We start from the raw sequence: 17,356 nt of genomic DNA, 5'->3' as shown, positions 1-17,356 counted from the left end.
ACAACATCAGCAATGTGAGAAAAAAGCTATACTTAACGCACGCCTGCCGCGACAGAGGAAGGGATATAATGCGTCGTATCACACCTTTTTTTCCGCTTTTCGTTTTGTTGGTAAGCCATTTCGCGCTGGCTATAAGCTATCCATTGCCGCCCGAAGGCAGTCGTCTGGTAGGACGTCCTGTCACGATCGCCGTACCGCAGAACAATACTCAGCCCTTAGAGGCATTTGCCGCCCGCTACGGTCAGGGGCTGAGTAATATGTTTGAAGCTAATCCCGGCGTGGATGTGTTTTTACCTCAGTCTGGTTCCACACTGGTAGTGCCGCAGCAGTTGATTCTGCCTGACACCGTTCGTGAAGGTATTGTGGTAAACGTCGCCGAGATGCGCCTTTATTATTATCCCGAAGGTACGAATACGGTAGACGTATTGCCCATTGGTATTGGTCAGGCTGGCCGTGAAACGCCGCGCAACTGGATAACTGCGGTTGAACGCAAACAAGATGGTCCGGTTTGGGTGCCAACGGCTAATACGCGTCGGGAATATGCTAAAGAGGGAAAAACGCTGCCCGCGATGGTGCCAGCGGGGCCGGATAACCCTATGGGTCTGTACGCGATATACATCGGTAGGTTATACGCCATTCATGGCACCAATGCTAACTTTGGTATTGGCCTTCGTGTCAGTCAGGGCTGTATCCGTTTACGCAATGACGACATTAAATATTTATTCGACAATGTTCCTGTCGGAACCCGCGTTCAGATTATCGATAGGCCTGTTAAATTCTCGGTAGAGCCGGATGGCAGTCGTTGGCTGGAGGTACACGAACCGCTTTCGCGCAACCGTGCTGAATTTGAATCAGACAAAAAAGTTCCATTGCCCGTTACGCCAGTGCTGCGCACGTTTATCAAAGGGGATGACGTTGATACTTCGCGGGTTAATGAGGTGCTGGAACGCCGTTCCGGAATGCCGGTTAACATCAGCGCGGACATGTCAGGCCTTTAAATATCCGACCACATTGCTGGCTGTTCTGGGCTGGAGCATCTGTATTGCTTGTTGTAGGCCGGATAAGGCATTTTATTCCGCCATCCGGCAAAATGACTTTGGGCTTGTCAGCAATTTAAAGTCTTCTTAAACACAGGCTTGTTGGACCACACTCCTTGGGGGATCTGTAAATCTCTTCGATTATTGGATAAGACGATAATATCGTCATAAAAATGAAAAAAAACATTAAAAAGTTATCGTTAAAAATGACAGGGATATCTAATGCGATTTTTTTGAACAAAATCGTGCGACTAAAAATAAAATTAGCCGATATTATGGCGTAGATTAATTAAATGTTAGTAGATCCAATGATGGGTAAGCAGGTGATTCTGCGATAATTAAGTTGGATGTCACCAAGACTGATATTATAAAAATAACCTTTGCAAAAACTTTTCTTTGCATCCGTGGTTAAAATAAGTGAGTGAGATGTAGATATGAATTGATCAACATTATAGATGAAAGATTTTGTTTTGCCGAGTAGATGAATTATTTCAAGGAAATGTCATAGCTGCGAATGATGTCGTAATTCATTTTCACGCTTTAATATCACTAATAGAATGAAAAGGAACTGTCCAAAGATAGATGTATTGGCAGATGCCAGGTCATTGTCAGGTCGACTACCCGAAGCGCCGCTGGACAGGTATTGCAGGAGGAGCACGGTAATGGGGGGGTAAGCCGGGAATATGAGCCACAGACGCAGCGGCTGAAAAGGATAAAAACAGAACGTCCGGCAGGGCATCCGCAGGGGACAGGAGTGCTTCAGGACCTGCGTTATGAATATGACCCGGTAGGCAACGTGAAATGTGTTCGCAATGACGCAGAAGAAACCCGGTTCTGGCGCAACCAGCAAGTGGAGCCGGAGAACCAATACGGTTATGACAGCCTCTACCAGTTGATTAGCGCCAGCGGGCGGGAAAAGGTTAATATAGGCCAACAGAACCGTTCCTTCTTCCCCGCCGACAGTATCTCCTGTACCCGTTATCTACGCACCTATACCGACGACAGCGACAACAACCTGAGTCGGATACGACACAGCGCGCCGGGGAGTAGCAACGGTTACACGACATATATCACCGTCAGCGACTGCAGTAACCGGGCCGTATTGCGTTCTCTGGCGGCGACGCCAGCAGAGGTGGAAATGCAGTTTGGCCCGGGTGGGGAGCAACTTCAGCTTCAGCCAGGCCAGACACTGGCATGGACAGCGCGTGGGGAGTTGTTGCAGGTGACGCCAGTGGAACGTGAGGGAACGCAGGACGATTGGGAATACTATCGTTACGATGCGAGAAGCCAGCGAGTGGTGAAGGGAAGTCGGCGGCGGACAGGGAGCGGGACACAGACGCAACGGGTGGTATACCTGCCGGGGCTGGAGCTGCGAACGAAAAGCAGTGGAGAAAGCCTGCAGACAGTGGTAGCGGGTAACGTGCGGTTATTGCACTGGGAGAGTGGAAAACCGGAGGGGCTTAATAATGATGGGCTGCGTTACAGCTACGATAACCTGACGGGAAACTGTGGGCTGAAGGTGGATGAGGATGGCTGCATCATTAGTGTGGAGGAATACAACCCCTACGGGGGAACGTCTGTCTGGAGCGGGAGTAGCGAAACTTTAAATACCAACCCATGGATGGGGGAACTTTACCTTATTTTGCCAGTCACATAGCACAATATCAGTATTTACTGGCAGCAGTCTCAGGGGGATGGGTAGGACAGATGCATCAACTTTGATCAGAGAAAATGTCATTAATGAGGATACATTAGCGAACACTGCCTGGTTAAAGGGCTAGAAGTTAATGTCGGCTTTTTTTAATAATACGCCAAATGGAAAATCTACCGCTAAGATTTTGCAGGCTTTTAATCTTAATGCTATATCAGTTAAAAAGGAGAATTTTTCTGTAGAATTAATGCGTAAATAATATGTCTATTTATCCGGCTGTTAATTATAAATATAGACTGCAATAATATGATTTTTTCTGACGGCTCATGTTCATTTTTAATGGGCTCTTCGCGTCAGCATCCTGACTTACTCAGAGCGCTGGATGCCATCGCCAGAAAAGCATTTAACCTGCTTTAAAGTCGTAATAGCCTGAGCGGATAGCAGTGTCAGTGAGTGCCATAGTTAAAGGCTATTTATTTAACGAACCGTGAAGCGCTCGGACGCCAAAACTACAGATGTGAAAAAACACGACAATCCTTTTCATGACAGCCGGGTTAATCTAACTGGTTGTTTTTATAAGGCATTAAGACTCACTGAGATGTCTTAATACTAAAATCTGGCTCTCTGACTGGGATCGCTTTTGTTAGTAACTGGCTAAACTTGAATTTGCTGTTTGTCAAGACCACCAGAATGACCACCAAATAAAAACTATGGTGGCACAGCAGTGGTAAGGGGAAGTTTATGAAAAGGCTAATTCTTTTGCAGAGTTGAAAAGCAATAAATATATGGTCTTTTAGAACAGTCATTTTGACGGTAATAGAATCGAAATCATCATCGAACAGATAGTTCTCGTTATGTGGGATGACTATGCTCATAATTGAGTCCATTATGGAGGCAGATGTGTTTGGTAAAGGCGTGGCGATTTAGTTCTGCAGACGTATGTGACGTATGTGACGTATGTAATGTTGACGCAATGATCATCTCGAAGGGCTTAAAGTTTGGCCGCTGGCTGGCATAAAGCTGGTGAGTGAGTTCAACCTCATTAGTCGTCAGCGACTAAATAACTTCGCAAAATAGTAGATCACTTAAAAGGAACTCAGCCCGGATTGTGCGATCTGATCAATCGCCAAATATCCCAAACCACCAACCGGACTGAGCGATGCCGATCATAGCACCAATTCCTGAGGAAGAACGACGACTGATGCGCAAAGAAGCACAGCAGACCCGCGATAAAAATCATGCCAGACGACTCATTGCTATGCTGATGCAGCATCAGGGAATGACCGTTACCGATGTCGCCAGAATACTCTGTGCTGCCCGCTCATCTGTCGGCAGATGGATAAACTGGTTTACTTTACATGGCGCTGAAGGCTTAAAAAGCCTCAGGCCGGGACGTGCTCCACAATGGCCGGTTACCGATATTCTTCAGGTGCTTCCGCTGCTGGTTCAGCGCTCCCCAAAGGATTTTGGCTGGTTGCGCTCACGCTGGAGTACAGAGTTGTTGTCCCGCATCATCAACCAGATTTTTAACCTGACACTGCATAGCCCCACTCTGCACCGATACCTGAAACGTGCGGGCATTGTCTGGCGCAGAGCCTCGCCAACGCTGAAAATCCGGGACCCGCTGTATGAAGAAAAACAGCTTGCCATCGGACAGGCGCTGAATGAGGCTCCGGCAGAACATCCCGTGTTTTATCAGGATGAAGTCGATATCGACCTGAACCCTAAAATTGGCGCGGACTGGATGCCCAAAGGGCAACAGAAACGTATCGCCACGCCGGGGCAGAACCAGAAGCATTATCTGGCAGGCGCACTACATTCGGGTACCGGGAAAATCCACTATGTCAGTGGCAGCGGTAAGAGTTTTGATTTATTTATCAGCCTGTTAGAAGCATTACGGCGCACATACCGATGAGCGAAAACCATTACGCTGGTACTTGATAACTACGTCATTCATAAAAGCCGCAAAGTGGAACGCTGGTTGGAAAAAAACACGAAGTTCCGGTTGCTGTTCCTGCCAGTGTCTTCCCCGTGGCTGAATCCGATAGAGCTGTTGTGGTTATCGTTACACTGCGGTGTATTCCCAGAGCAGAACACAGGCTGACAACCGTGTGGCTGTCACTCAGTCTGGCAACTATCGTGAACCGTTCAGTGAGTCGGACATCAAGAGCGCGGTAGCCTTTTTTAATATCGTATTCTGTTCCTCCAGGCGGCGAACCTGCTTTTCCAGCTCGCGGATACGTTTCTGGTCTGGAGTAATAGGTGTGGCAGAGGGCGTAATCCCTGGCGCTCTCGCCTGAGCTGGCGTACCCAGCTCTCAAGCGTGGTAGAACCGACATTCATCGCTTCACTGGCTTGTCTATATGAGTAGCCCTTATCAACAATCAGCTGTGCACATTCCAGCCTGAACTCGGGGGTGAAAGTACGCTTAGTTTTCTTGTTCATTAAGTCACCTGTTTTGTGTTGAGGTGAGAATATCACCTTTAATCAGGTGGCCAAATTTACTGTGCCACTACAGGGGCCAGATCCCGGGTTTTATATATGCGTTTCCTGATGCGCTCTTTTTTCAGCGAACTGGAGAACGATTCGGCCACCGCATTGACGCTCCTGTCGTGTGTCCACTATCGCTGGGTAAGATCAGGCAGTTGCTGAAAAAGTCCGGCATTTTATGGAAACCCTCAGCCCATTCCCAGGAGGTAAGCATGTGCTGGCAAAAATGTAATAATATTCGAATCACTTATTTAAATGAAAAAGCACATAAATTTTATGAGAAACACCATAGCCATATCGTTTTCTGGGACTTAACCTCATCTATGCACTGAAAACATTCAAGGATATGCATTATATACATTGGTATATTTATTAAGCACAAATGCTATTTTTGGCATGATATTTATCATATTGCATTTATTATATTTATTGTATTTATTGTATTTATGATCTAATGGAATATGATTTTATTGATCTGCCGTAGTCTATTATTGCCTCGACCTACATATTGAAATTGATGCAGGATATTGCATACTACATTGCTCCTTTTGAAATATCTGTTCTTGTAACAAGCAGACGGACACATAGTAAATAAAAATCTCATCTGGATTATTATATTATGAGAATTTCGCATGCGATCACAACACTGTTGACGCAGCCCTAACTATGCCATTGATGTTCCTTAAGGAAAAAACGAACCTGGTGTAGTTCTTTTGACATTGTCGCAGTTAGCTATTTATTTTGAAGGGAGACTGAATAATGTGATGACGCTGTAAAATTTTTAACATGACACGGAATTATGAACACTCTCACCACTAAATCATCAAGGGAATATGCATGCCTAATATTAGTAATACCCATCTGACACAAACCCATTATCCCCTCGCTGTTGTCGAGGCAAAGACTGACCATGGCGATGAGCGTTTTGTGATTGATAAAAACAAAGGGATCGTTTACCAGTTTTCGATCGTTACAAACAATACTATGAAACTAAATCAGGTGGATTTATCTACACTAAAAAAGGCAATGGGGATCAAATCTATAGATAAGGTTACACACTGCGATGCCATTGAGATAATGAAAAACCCTAGTATGATCAATACTATTCTTAGCCCGTATAGCTCTAGTTCCTCATCGCCTGGCCGATTCAAGGCCATCACCGATTTAGGTGAGGTTGAAAAGAGCCAATACAAACAGTTATCAGAATCCGACAAAACGGCACAACTGCGCCAGGCTCTCCTCTCGCTCGTTGACGACGATCTGAAAGAACCGTTCAGTAGTCTGTTAAATGAGTGGGGAACCTATGGTGTTTCCGCCTGCGAGGTCGATAAGGGAGCCTATTCCAATTTCAAACAATTCTATGATGAAGAAATGGCAAGCCATGCCGTAAAAAAAGATGATTATGCCAAACTTGATTTTTCCACCCAAAATATTAAATCACACATTACCGACCCACGTTGTATAAACGCCAAATTGACGCCATTACAACTGTTCAAAGCGGCTTTTCAGCTAGGCGATACCCCTGCAGTTTCCAACTTTCGTTTTATGAACAACCCAGCCACTAAAGACGACGGTAAATACCGGGAGTGGATGTATCACTTTGACAACAGTAATTATGCTGCCGAGTTTAAACTGATTACCACACGTACCGCAGGTACCGAGCAGGCCAACAACGAACAGTGCCTGGCTGCGTTCCCCTATGATACCGAAAAAACCATCCGTTTTACGCAAAGCGAAGCGGCAACAAAATTCCCGACGATGGACGACCTGCAAAAAGAATTCAGTCATATACCGGGAGCCAGCTATGTGGTTATTCGTAACCCCGACAACACAACGCCGATTGAAACAGGTATTCGCACCGAGATGATTGTACATCACCGTTCTGCAAGCGGCAAAAACGAAACGGAATCACGCGATGCCGAATTGATGACCTTCCATGGTGTTGACCGGTGCCAACCTTTCCTTACTCCACAGGAACTTGAACAAGCCCTGCATCTCACGTCATTACAACGTTTCGTATTGGGTGAATTCCGTGATGCCGAGCCTCAACAATTTCTCGAAGCATTAAAAGAACAAAAAGAAACTCTTAACGCGCAAATAAGGCAAAGCCTGACGGGCAACGCACTTAAACCACTAGAAAAAATAACTGTGGCAAAATTCAGTGAACAGGGGCTACAAATCACCGACGAGGAATTATTCAATAAACAGATAAGCACTTACGATAACCTACCCGAAGTTCTGGATAAGCTCCCGAAACTGGAGCTTTCCTCTGCAGATTTAACTGAGGACGTGCTCACTATCGTTCCCATGCTAATGAACTACGATCAGAATGCCGAATTGAAGCCCGATTGCTCCGAAAATAAGGCATTTCCTGCCAGAACCCAATTGCGGGAACGCACTAACGAACAATTCAGGGAACCGCTGGAACGAGATTTACAACACGTCAAAATGAGTCACAGCCCCAACAACCTTCTCTCCATGGATAAATTGATTGATATCACTCATGATATTCAGGACTTTTACCAGAAGGGAGTCCATTCTCTCAAAGCGTTAAAGGCAGACCCTAAACTGATAGCGTTATATGAAAGCCGGGCAGAATTGGCCAGAGAGTATGCCAGTCAGTTCCCGACACGCGCAACCCACCCAGAAACCCATCAGGTACTCTCACTGTTCACCTACTACATGGTAGACGATCTGGACCAGGCAGCCGCCACTTTGCATAACCTGGGGGCCAACGTCGATAGCACTCATCTTGCCCGTATGAAAGATCAACAGCAACCACTACTACAGCACTTTATTACCCATCGTCTGTTAAACGATCAACTGGCAGACTGAACCTGTTTCCCCGGGGCCATGATGGCCCCTTTCTCTACAAACGAGTAAATAACCAATATGATTATTCATAATTATCGAAGCATGATTGGCCAATTTTTTCCGCTCCAGCAGGAAAATAATGAAGTCCGTACAGCAAATCTAACCCAGGACAGACCTGTCGGGGAATTTATCAAAATGGATGCCCTGCCGGGTGATAGTAAAAGTAGCATTGAGAAAATGACGCACCCTCTGGGAGGGTACGATGAAACAGGGAGCATGTCACCTTATATGATAGTGCTGCTTGGCGATCAAAGAGCGCTGGATTTTGCCGAGAAAGTGCTTCAGGCACCGAGACAGCGCTTGTTGGACACACTGGGTATCGATGATAATAATAAAGCAGATCGCCACACCCGGCTACATAGCGAACTGGAATCCCTTACTCGCTTCTACCCAAATAATCCTGAGTTTGAACCCAAAAAGATCACATTAAATGACCAGCCTTTTATAGAGCAGGAGCCTACCAAACCTTACTTTGCTGGACAAAGAGTTATCACTCCTGATTTCACCACGTACCGTGCAGAGCAAGAAAAACAAAGAAATAATCTTTTATTATGTAAAACGCGAGATGATAGCGTGCTGTATTTCAATCAAACCCCGATCATTGAGCTAAAAAGGTACAACGATGATGTATTTGCCAAAGAAACAGCACTGCGTGCTGGCGACAACTTTTTGAATAAAACGCAATATTTCACCCCAATGGTCGAGTATTTAACCCAGTTCAGCAAAGAAGGGGATATTTTGGTACAAAACCCCTTTGAAACCAGCAGTGATAAAAATACGCCGCACTTACAATTTATTCCTGGCGATGTCCCTTTGCCCCTGTTCTATCAAAACTCGCAGGTGTTGATTGATGACAAATACCAACAGGTTGACTGGCATTTACCTACCCTGGCTGTGACTGTGGATAGCCGACAACATGACTGGCGAGAACAGACAGAACGGGTACAGACGGTGTGCCAGGAGTTGCTGGCTAATCAACACATCAGTACTACACCAGTGCTCAGGAATCTGGGGAATGGCCTGATAAAAATGTATTTGATCTTCAAACAGGACGGTAGTGATCTGGCAGCAGAAACTATGCAACGTGCCCCAGGTTGGCTGGAGTCCTGCGGCATTTTCATTTCCAATACGCCAAAAGCAGTTACGTTCACCACCCTGGGGGCAGTTCAATATTATGCCCCCTATGGGGTCACGGATAAGGAACAACTGCTGACAAGTTTGGTACACCATCTCATCAACAGAGCATAAATGCTTGTACAGTGATAGCCTGGAAACACATTTTGTTGATCGGATATTACACATCCAGAGCCGCACTGAGATTATGGACCTGAACCGTGTGGCGCTGGTTTCCGTCTGCGGGGCTTGTATGGCGCAGGGCTGCGCCACCCTGCGTATCCGTGACTCGCATAAAGATGAAAAGATGGCAGCAATCCATAAAGCACTGGGCGAATGCAGCGCAGAGCATCCGGTTTTGTGACATCCTTCGGCTTTGTTGAATAAATAAGATTCTGTGCGAACGTCCCTGTAGCTGGCTGGATTTTCAGGCAATACGCACGCTTTCTGGCATACCTGCCTTCGTCATTTTGTTCAGCGCGCGTACCATGGCCAGAGCTTCTGCAACCTGACCATCGTAGTCACGCAGTGTCAGTGAACCTCCGAACAGCTGTTTTACCCGATACATGGCTGTTTCCGCTATAGAGCGACGGTTATATTCCGTTGTCCATTTCCACCTTGCATTGCTTCCGCTCAGCCGCTGATTAGCAACGCCGCGATTGCGGTCCTCATACTCACCAGGCCAGTAACCCGCTCCCTTACGGGGAGGAATGAGGGTGCGGATTTTCTTACGGCGCAGTTCATCGTGACATAACCGGGTATCGTAAGCGCCATCGGCAGCGACCGACCTGATTTTCCGGTGGGTCTGCCGGATTAACCCGGGGAAACCCTCTAAGTCTGTAACGTTGTTAAGTGACAGGTCTGCGCAGATGATTTCATGTGTTTTGCTGTCAACGGCCAGATGCAACTTTCGCCAGATACGGCGGCGTTCTTTGCCATGTTTTTTGACTTTCCATTCGCCTTCACCGAAGAGCTTCAGCCCGGTGGAATCAATCACCAGATGCGTGATTTCACCCCGGGTGACCGTTTTAAAACTGACATTGACCGACTTTGCCCGCCTGCTGACACAGGTGTAATCCAGACAGCGTAGCGGAACGCCCATCAAGGTGAAAATGGAATCAATGAAGCCCTGTGCGGCCCGCAGGGGCAGCCGGAATACGCGTTTAATCACCAGAACGGTAGTGATGGCAAGGTCAGAATAGCGCTGAGGTCTTCCGCGTGCTGAAGGCGGGGATGTGTCATACCACGACTTAATCGCCTCGTCATCCAGCCAGAAAGTCATGGAACCACGGTTGATTAGAGCGTTGTTATAGGTGTGCCAGTTGGTGATTCTGAACTTCTGTGTAAATAGACCCGTTTTAGTTCCATGCATTTTTTGAGATCCCGGCCAGATAAACTCCACTTTTACTGCATGTTTCTCTGCCCATTCAGCCAGTGCCAGCGAAATAAATTCCGGTCCATTATCCATGCGAAGCATGGCCAGATAGCCGCGGTTTGCCGCGATCCTGTCGAGCACCCGGACCACTCGTGGGGCTGGCAGATTCAGATCGATTTCAATCGACAACGCCTCGCGGTTAAAGTCATCAACAACATTGAACGTGCGAAAACGACGGCCACAGACCAAAGCATCATTCATAAAATCGACAGACCAGCTCTGGTTCAGCACTTCCGGTGTGGCCAGTGGAGAGGGATTACGCACCGGCAGCCGTTGTTTACCCTTACGGCGAAAATTCAGCTTCAGCAGACAGTAAATACGGTGGATCCTTTTGTCATTCCACTGGTATCCCTGCCGCCGCAGAACCTGGAAAAGCTTCGGAAAACCGTATCGCGGGTATCGTTCAGCCGCTGCCTGCAATGCGGCAATAACGGGTTCGTCATGCGTAGAATCCGGGCGGTAATGGTAAACCGTTCTGCTCAGGTTCAGACTCCGGCAGGCCTGACGGATACTGAGTCCGAATGTCGTTATCAGATGAGTGACCAGCTCACGCTTAGAGGCTGGTTTTAAAGCTTTTTTTCGATAACGTCTTTCAGCGCCCGACATTCCAGGCTGAGGTCGGCAAACATCTGTTTGAGACGTCTGTTCTCGTCCTCAGGCTCTTTTATCTTTTTAATATCAGAGGCCTCCATTCCGCCATATTTAGACTTCCAGTTGTAATAGGTGGCTTCAGAGATACCGACCTCCCGACAGACATCTTTAACCGTTCGTCCGGCTTCGACCGACTTAATCACGGCGATGATCTGATGCTCAGTAAAACGGGCTTTACGCATAGCGAGCTCCTTTGTTGGCAGATTGATTATGCTGGAGGATCTCTAAATGTGAATGGCACGATTATGCGGGATACTTACAAGTCGTCTGGCATGATTTTTATCGCGGGTCTGCTGTGCTTCTTTGCGCATCAGTCGTCGTTCTTCCTCAGGAATTGGTGCTATGATCGGCATCGCTCAGTCCGGTTGGTGGTTTGGGATATTTGGCGATTGATCAGATCGCACAATCCGGGCTGAGTTCCCTTTAAGTGATCTACTATTCCGCGCAGCTATTTAGAAATATCTGCAAAGAATAATGATATGGTCAAGTAGGGAGCCTATATAAACAGGCCAGTTTCAGTTTCATGCACTTTTAGATATTCCTGTGAGATAAGTTGGGGAAGTTGCCAGGTGCATGAAACTTAAATCGATCTATCCAGCCGTTGACTTTAGGTATTCTAAGTACTCTGCATTATTTAAAACAACCAAAGTGCCTGCAATTTCCTTTATTTTATTCTGTAACTGATCAATATTCTGTTTATAATTATACAGTTCTAAATCCAACATGAATATTTCATCAATTTTATTGCTGATTTCAGCCCAGTTCAATGAAATTGATGGAGGTGCGGTAAGAGCCTGCTGTCTATTTTTGATTCCTGAACAGTTATCAGGTATGCTGCAATTAATGGGTATTGTAACATTATGTATTTGTGTGAAATGTTGGAATTCTGCAAGCATTCGCATTCCATTTTTAGCTGCTATTAATCTTTTAAATAGCATTCTTACAGCGGGCGGAACATTATAATCATAATCAGCCATAGCATTGAAATATAAATACAAACGCTGGAAACTATCATTGCGTTGTTTCTTTAGATCCATCCTTTTTGCGTTGATGTTTTGATATTCAGTAATTAACTCCCATATCTTGCATGATTCGGATTTTATTGCTGGCAGATTTTTTAATATTTCATCAAATTTCGCTAATTTTTTCTGAGTGCAGTGACTCTTCTGTTTCACGATAATATCTCTCAGTTGCAGTAACTGTAACTGATCAGTAGCTGAAATATATATTCCATGTTTGATGCATTCGGCGATTTTCTTATCGATGGCTTTTATATGGGAAAAACTAACGCGCCCGGAACATAAAGAATGGGTAAGTGGTTGTTTTGCGTACACTGACTTGTTCAGATGACCTATAAAGCTTGAAAATGGTTGATGCGAGGTTTTCATTGTAAATCCTTAAAATTACGCCATAGGAACATAGTGCATATTACATGCGCTAATTTTTTATTGAAGTCTATTCTTGTTGTGATGAGGGGTGTGCGTGGATTTTAAATGGTCTGTTTTTGGATTTTTAGCGGGCTAATTTGGTAGTGTGGGAACCATGATTATGGATAAGATACTAACTTTCTTTCAATGTCACAGTAAATAACTTAGCCCTGATCTCATGCATTTTGAGACTCTAATTTAGGGTGAAGTTGAGGAATACAGTAATTTATACACTAATAGATGTTATTTGTATGACAATCATTTATCTGTATAGTATCGATTATCTAAATTTACCCTTAGGATATTTATTTTATGACCGTCAAGCTGCTTGATGAAAAATACTTCCTTTATCATTATACACATTGTAACTAACCAGTAAAAACTCAAAAAACTATACCGTTGTATATTAAAGCATAGAGGAGAATAAAAAATGAAGAACACATATCCATATTACCAGGAAATTAGAGCAAAAATAGAGGATGCTGCAAAAGAAGACGTCGATAAAAGCGAGATCTTCTGGGCTATCGCGGATAGTGGCACGGCACTGATCGATACCCTGACAGACATACCTATATTTAATGTAACCACTACTATAGTCCAGGAACTCTACAGCTTAATTAATGATCATCCGGTAATGCCCGTACCGAATCCATGGTTCGTATGGAATCAGCATGATGACAATACTAGTCCAGAAACAATTAAGTATCTCCAAAAACGAGGCTATGTTTCGGCAGCATCATCAGCCATTGCTATCGCAGGTGCTGGAGGGGCGCTGGTAACATGTATTGATCTTGGAGTCGTCGGACAGGGGGGAGCTGCCTGTGCATCCACAATGAAGCATTTGGCTGGATTTCGCGACATTGCGGCAAAATATAAAGAGAGCGCTACCATCCAGTCCTGGCTTGATGTTCTTATCACCATGAAGAATTTGAAACTGGCAGTCCGTGGAGGGCAAGTTAGCGTTGCAGTGCTGTCTGCTGTGCCGGTATTGTCTACAGCCCTATCCATTATTGGCAGCTCTTTGAGCTCAGCGGCAAAATTGGGAATAAATCTCAAGTATTCTAATGTATGCCGCTACACCGCAATGGACTTACACTGGCGAGCTATGCAAGAAACAATTCTTCTTGAAACCTTCAGCCGGGGTAAGGACGATTCTGGCCCGGCAAGAACAATTCTCTTTGAATTATTCGAGCGCAAAGGCCTTACAGGGTTTGTATGGGGTAAACATCATGTTGATCAATTAATTAAGGAACCCGCGGGTTGGATGGCGATTGCGGATAAATTACTGATCATTTAACTGCTATTTTCAGGTAACAGTCAATCGATGTTTAAACTCCAGTCGTGTCTAAAACACTCCTTATCATTCTGTCCCTAAATCAGTGCGCTACAAGGCCCAAAATCTTTGCCTTTTTGCAGGCCCCGGATGAGTCCAGCCGGAGTCATGCTATTTAATGATGGCTATATCCTTTCACAGCGAGACTACTGGACACCGGTAACCTCACTTCAATTTCTGATTGCCACCCGGCAGCTATCAGGCAACCTGACCAGGGGCTGGATAATTTTAGGGGAGCACAAACGTTTATGCCAGATGATGACTTTGCCTTATCCAACATAAACATTCGGGAGGTTTAGCTCTATGTCCGGCCCGAGGTTGATTTAGTCGCCAGTCTACTTCGTCCTTACCCCGGCTGAAGGTTTCAAGAAGAATTGTTTCTTGCATAGCTCGCCAGCGTAAGTCCATTGCGGTGTAGTTTAGAATACTTGAAAGCTGTTCTGACTTCTTCCGCTGAGCTTAGAGTACTATTATAAATATAACGGAATATATGCTGCTGGAATGATAAAATGGACCGCCATCGAGGACTCGAACCCCGTACTACAACATCCCGGTCGTCGCTCTTCCCGATGAGCTAATGGCGGTTTGGTGATTTCTACTGGAATTAATCCAACACCCTTAGATTTATGGGATACATCTTCCACCCACTAAGCTAAGTAACCAAAAAATAGAAAAGTACACCTTCCTGAATGAGACATATACTAATAATATCATTCTAATAATACCAGCAAATAAATGATGTAAAAATGGATTCATATGGTCTCGTAAAAAATTAATTCCGACTTGTTTCTATCTTACTATATTTACTTAATATTAATTCACTTTTTGTTAACATCAGATCTTCAGATATAGAGTTATTTAATTCTTCATAAGCCGCTCTATGAGTTATGGAGCGTTCACCAGTAAACAACGTCTTATAAGTCTCATCCCATCCCAGATCATTTCTTCGCAGATCGTTTATTTCTGCTCTTATCTTAATACAGTGATGAGTATCATCAATAAGAAAAGCTTGTTGATTCATATATTCAGTATAAAGTTCTACTGTTTTTGGCGACAAAATAGCTTGGTCCGAATATATAATTTCATTTAACATATTATGCATTCTAATGATTAATTCGAGTTGCTTGGGGGTGCATCCTAATCACTTACTTGAGTAACCTCCAGAGGCTTCGTTCAGTTGCCGACTACAAGCAACTTGGCATATATAGAAAATATTTGGCCATAATTAGTATGAGTGCCATATAAATTTAAAATTGCAATTAATATAACCATCATCAGACAGAGCCAAAGGATAACATGTTAAGTTTTCATATAAAGTAAGCAGACTACTTTTTTAGTAAAAATAGTCTGCTTATCTGTATCCAGCGAGGAAGATATATATAGAAGATACACTATCAAGCCATCGTTTTTAATTGATTCAGACCTGATATATCTTTCTCACTAAATTTAGACCATGCAATATTAATCGTACGTAAAGAATTGTTTTGCGATTCAGTTAATTGCGCTATCCTTTTTTCGAGAACCATTGCGTGTTGTGCCATACGCTTACAACTGACCCACTCACTATGACCTTTATAATATTTATAGTTATCAACCCTTTTCATTGTCACATTTCCCCAGCGCCCCTCTTTTTTAACCATGTATGAGTTTTCTTTCGGCAACTGAATGTTTTTTTGATGGTGCAAGGACCGACACCTTAACCTTCGGGTCACAATCAGTTGATATCACTGGTCCCGTTTCTGATACAACGATTTTAAAAGATAATATCAAAGGTTCTGTAACAGTTAATACTTCATGTAATGCCGGTCAGGGGGCAAAACTTAAACTCAAAACAGTCAGGGGTTGCGGTTACAAGTACCACTATTAATGGTGTTAAGATAGCATTATTTCCAACGAATGTGCAGGGGATTGTATATGGAATAAAATTCGTCTCGGATTCAGAGCCACCAACGGGTTACATTGCAATGAGTACGGATTACACAACGGTTTTTTCTGTTGATGATAATCATGATAAAGAGTACTGGAAAGGTAAGTCAGGTCATTTCGATTTGACCCTTTTCCAGACCCGTGATTATATACCGGGGCAGGGGCATACAATAACGCCTAACGCAAATATGGTTGGTGATTTCCGAATTGGTTCCCAGACTGATGCGCAGGACATCCAGATCAATAATAACGCCTTTACGCTCACCATCCCACAACCGACATGTGATGCTGCCACGCTTGAAAACTCAGATAATGCATCAGGTACTCAGGTTAATCTTGGGGATTACTATACGAGTGAACTGATTGGTAATAAAGATCCGAAAAAAAATTCCTTTTACTATAAAATTAACTGGATGCGGTGGTGTTAATCATCTGATCACCAAACTAACGTCTCAATATGTATCACCTTATAGTAATAGTATGTTGGCTGATATCAATAATGCGCAGCGCGGTTTCGGTGTACAGATATACTCAACAAATGATATCGCACTGATTCCAAATGATGCTAATAGTTATTATTCTGTCCAGGATTCAAGCACACCTGATACGCGTGAGGCTAATTTTTATGCGGTACTAAGTGACGATGGAAAAGGGGTAATCACTACCGGAGCATTTAAAGCGATAGGAACGTTCATTTTTGATTGCGCCAGCATCCAGAATCACCGTCTCGCGGGGTCGTCTGCCTTTGGTGCCAAAAACTACTGTCAGACGCGTATCGCCACGTTCAACAGCCTGTTTCCACGTTTTCAGTGATTGTGCGCTTTGCACCGCCTCCTGTGAACGCAATCCCATCAGCCGCGACAGTTCCAGTGCTGCCGCCAGCCCCGGATCTTTCGTGCGCGCCATTTCCAGCACATGCCGGTAATGGTCCGGTGTGATGGCCTGCCGCGTTCCAGAGCGGGATTCGCCAGAAAGCCCCAGGGATTTATTTGTCAGTCGCTCATGCTCTGCCACCTGCTTACGCCCGGCCTGTTGCAGTACAGCACGCAGCGAAGCCATTTCATTCTGTAGCGTGCGTTTGCCGATCCCCTGCGCCAGTCTTTCATGAATGTAGCTTTCAATGTGGCGAACCTTGATCTGCGCCACCCGCTGGATCTGGATGTTCAGTTCCCGTAAATGCTGATCAAAACATTGCACGATATGGATGCGATCGTTCACTGTTTTATGGCTACCGCCGCAATGTTCTGCCAGCGCCTTCATTTCACTGCCTAACCTGCCCGTACCCTTTCCCGCATGATTTTGAAAACACAAACAGTCTCCGGCGTATGCTTTTTGGCTGCGCCAGAACGATACCTTCACGCCGGAGTGGCAGCTTGTTGAGGTACAGGGAGTTTCAGCCAGTACTCGGTATGGACTGCC

The 17,356-nt window shown here is 44.9% G+C and carries 10 protein-coding genes, 1 tRNA gene and 7 pseudogenes; 9 read left to right on the top strand and 9 right to left on the bottom strand.

Features of this window, described 5'->3' with window-relative positions:
- The first annotated feature begins 68 nt into the window (after positions 1–68).
- The 3 genes and pseudogenes from ldtA to F4V72_RS18390 form a co-directional block, all read left to right on the top strand.
- The gene (gene ldtA / locus F4V72_RS18400; protein ID WP_114048904.1) at positions 69–998 is read left to right on the top strand and encodes a L,D-transpeptidase; all 930 of its coding nucleotides are present in this window, start codon (positions 69–71) and stop codon (positions 996–998) included.
- 628 nt (positions 999–1,626) lie between these two features.
- A pseudogene (locus F4V72_RS18395) lies at positions 1,627–2,625 on the top strand (RHS repeat domain-containing protein); the annotation flags it as partial.
- A 1,222-nt stretch (positions 2,626–3,847) separates the two neighbouring features.
- Positions 3,848–4,759, top strand: a pseudogene (locus F4V72_RS18390) (IS630 family transposase); the annotation flags it as partial.
- Here F4V72_RS18390 and F4V72_RS18385 read toward each other — a convergent pair.
- A pseudogene (locus F4V72_RS18385) lies at positions 4,758–5,169 on the bottom strand (transposase); the annotation flags it as partial. The pseudogenes F4V72_RS18390 and F4V72_RS18385 overlap by 2 nt on opposite strands.
- Before the next feature lie 846 nt (positions 5,170–6,015).
- Here F4V72_RS18385 and F4V72_RS18380 point away from each other — a divergent pair.
- The 3 genes and pseudogenes from F4V72_RS18380 to F4V72_RS18370 form a co-directional block, all read left to right on the top strand.
- A complete protein-coding gene (locus F4V72_RS18380) occupies positions 6,016–8,013 on the top strand; it encodes a hypothetical protein (RefSeq protein WP_079836989.1) in 1,998 nt (665 codons plus the stop codon).
- 57 nt (positions 8,014–8,070) lie between these two features.
- Positions 8,071–9,300: a hypothetical protein gene (locus tag F4V72_RS18375; protein WP_063390567.1), complete on the top strand. Its 1,230-nt coding sequence runs from the start codon at positions 8,071–8,073 to the stop codon at positions 9,298–9,300.
- Positions 9,301–9,383: 83 nt separating this feature from the next.
- Positions 9,384–9,523, top strand: a pseudogene (locus F4V72_RS18370) (IS630 family transposase); the annotation flags it as partial.
- Positions 9,524–9,592: 69 nt separating this feature from the next.
- On the opposite strand, the gene F4V72_RS18365 reads toward F4V72_RS18370, so the two are convergent.
- The 4 genes and pseudogenes from F4V72_RS18365 to F4V72_RS18350 form a co-directional block, all read right to left on the bottom strand.
- A complete protein-coding gene (locus tag F4V72_RS18365) occupies positions 9,593–10,537 on the bottom strand; it encodes an IS5 family transposase (RefSeq protein ID WP_079796694.1) in 945 nt (314 codons plus the stop codon).
- A gap of 9 nt (positions 10,538–10,546) precedes the next feature.
- A pseudogene (locus tag F4V72_RS18360) lies at positions 10,547–11,433 on the bottom strand (IS3 family transposase); the annotation flags it as partial.
- Between the two features lie 69 nt (positions 11,434–11,502).
- A pseudogene (locus F4V72_RS18355) lies at positions 11,503–11,604 on the bottom strand (IS630 family transposase); the annotation flags it as partial.
- Positions 11,605–11,841: 237 nt separating this feature from the next.
- Positions 11,842–12,639: a hypothetical protein gene (locus tag F4V72_RS18350; protein WP_136058219.1), complete on the bottom strand. Its 798-nt coding sequence runs from the start codon at positions 12,637–12,639 to the stop codon at positions 11,842–11,844.
- A 469-nt stretch (positions 12,640–13,108) separates the two neighbouring features.
- On the opposite strand from F4V72_RS18350, the gene F4V72_RS18345 reads away from it, so the two are divergent.
- Positions 13,109–13,975, top strand: a complete 867-nt coding sequence (locus F4V72_RS18345; protein ID WP_053528915.1) for a hypothetical protein — start codon at positions 13,109–13,111, stop codon at positions 13,973–13,975.
- A gap of 546 nt (positions 13,976–14,521) precedes the next feature.
- Here F4V72_RS18345 and F4V72_RS18340 read toward each other — a convergent pair.
- The 3 genes from F4V72_RS18340 to F4V72_RS18330 all read right to left on the bottom strand — a co-directional run bounded on the left by F4V72_RS18340 (position 14,522) and on the right by F4V72_RS18330 (position 15,651).
- Positions 14,522–14,595 (bottom strand) — tRNA-OTHER (locus F4V72_RS18340).
- A 188-nt stretch (positions 14,596–14,783) separates the two neighbouring features.
- Entirely contained in the window at positions 14,784–15,104 is a 321-nt protein-coding gene (locus tag F4V72_RS18335; protein WP_024149594.1) for a hypothetical protein, read from the bottom strand.
- Positions 15,105–15,405: 301 nt separating this feature from the next.
- The gene (locus F4V72_RS18330; RefSeq protein ID WP_070803258.1) at positions 15,406–15,651 is read right to left on the bottom strand and encodes a hypothetical protein; all 246 of its coding nucleotides are present in this window, start codon (positions 15,649–15,651) and stop codon (positions 15,406–15,408) included.
- Positions 15,652–15,975: 324 nt separating this feature from the next.
- Here F4V72_RS18330 and F4V72_RS18325 point away from each other — a divergent pair, with 324 nt between their 5' ends.
- Both F4V72_RS18325 and F4V72_RS24865 read left to right on the top strand, forming a co-directional pair.
- Complete coding sequence (locus F4V72_RS18325) at positions 15,976–16,365, top strand: hypothetical protein (protein WP_070803260.1); 390 nt, start codon at positions 15,976–15,978, stop codon at positions 16,363–16,365.
- Entirely contained in the window at positions 16,301–16,750 is a 450-nt protein-coding gene (locus F4V72_RS24865; protein WP_071790756.1) for a fimbrial protein, read from the top strand. The genes F4V72_RS18325 and F4V72_RS24865 overlap by 65 nt, the downstream gene beginning before the upstream one ends.
- Here the strand turns inward: F4V72_RS24865 and F4V72_RS18315 are convergent.
- Positions 16,634–17,248, bottom strand: a pseudogene (locus F4V72_RS18315) (phage integrase N-terminal domain-containing protein); the annotation flags it as partial. The gene F4V72_RS24865 and the pseudogene F4V72_RS18315 overlap by 117 nt on opposite strands.
- Positions 17,249–17,356 lie beyond the last annotated feature (108 nt).

Source organism: Salmonella enterica subsp. diarizonae (genome assembly GCF_008692785.1).
Classification (GTDB): domain Bacteria; phylum Pseudomonadota; class Gammaproteobacteria; order Enterobacterales; family Enterobacteriaceae; genus Salmonella; species Salmonella diarizonae.
The sequence above is the reverse complement of the archived record's forward strand: the minus strand, read 5'-3'. Positions and strand labels throughout refer to the sequence as shown.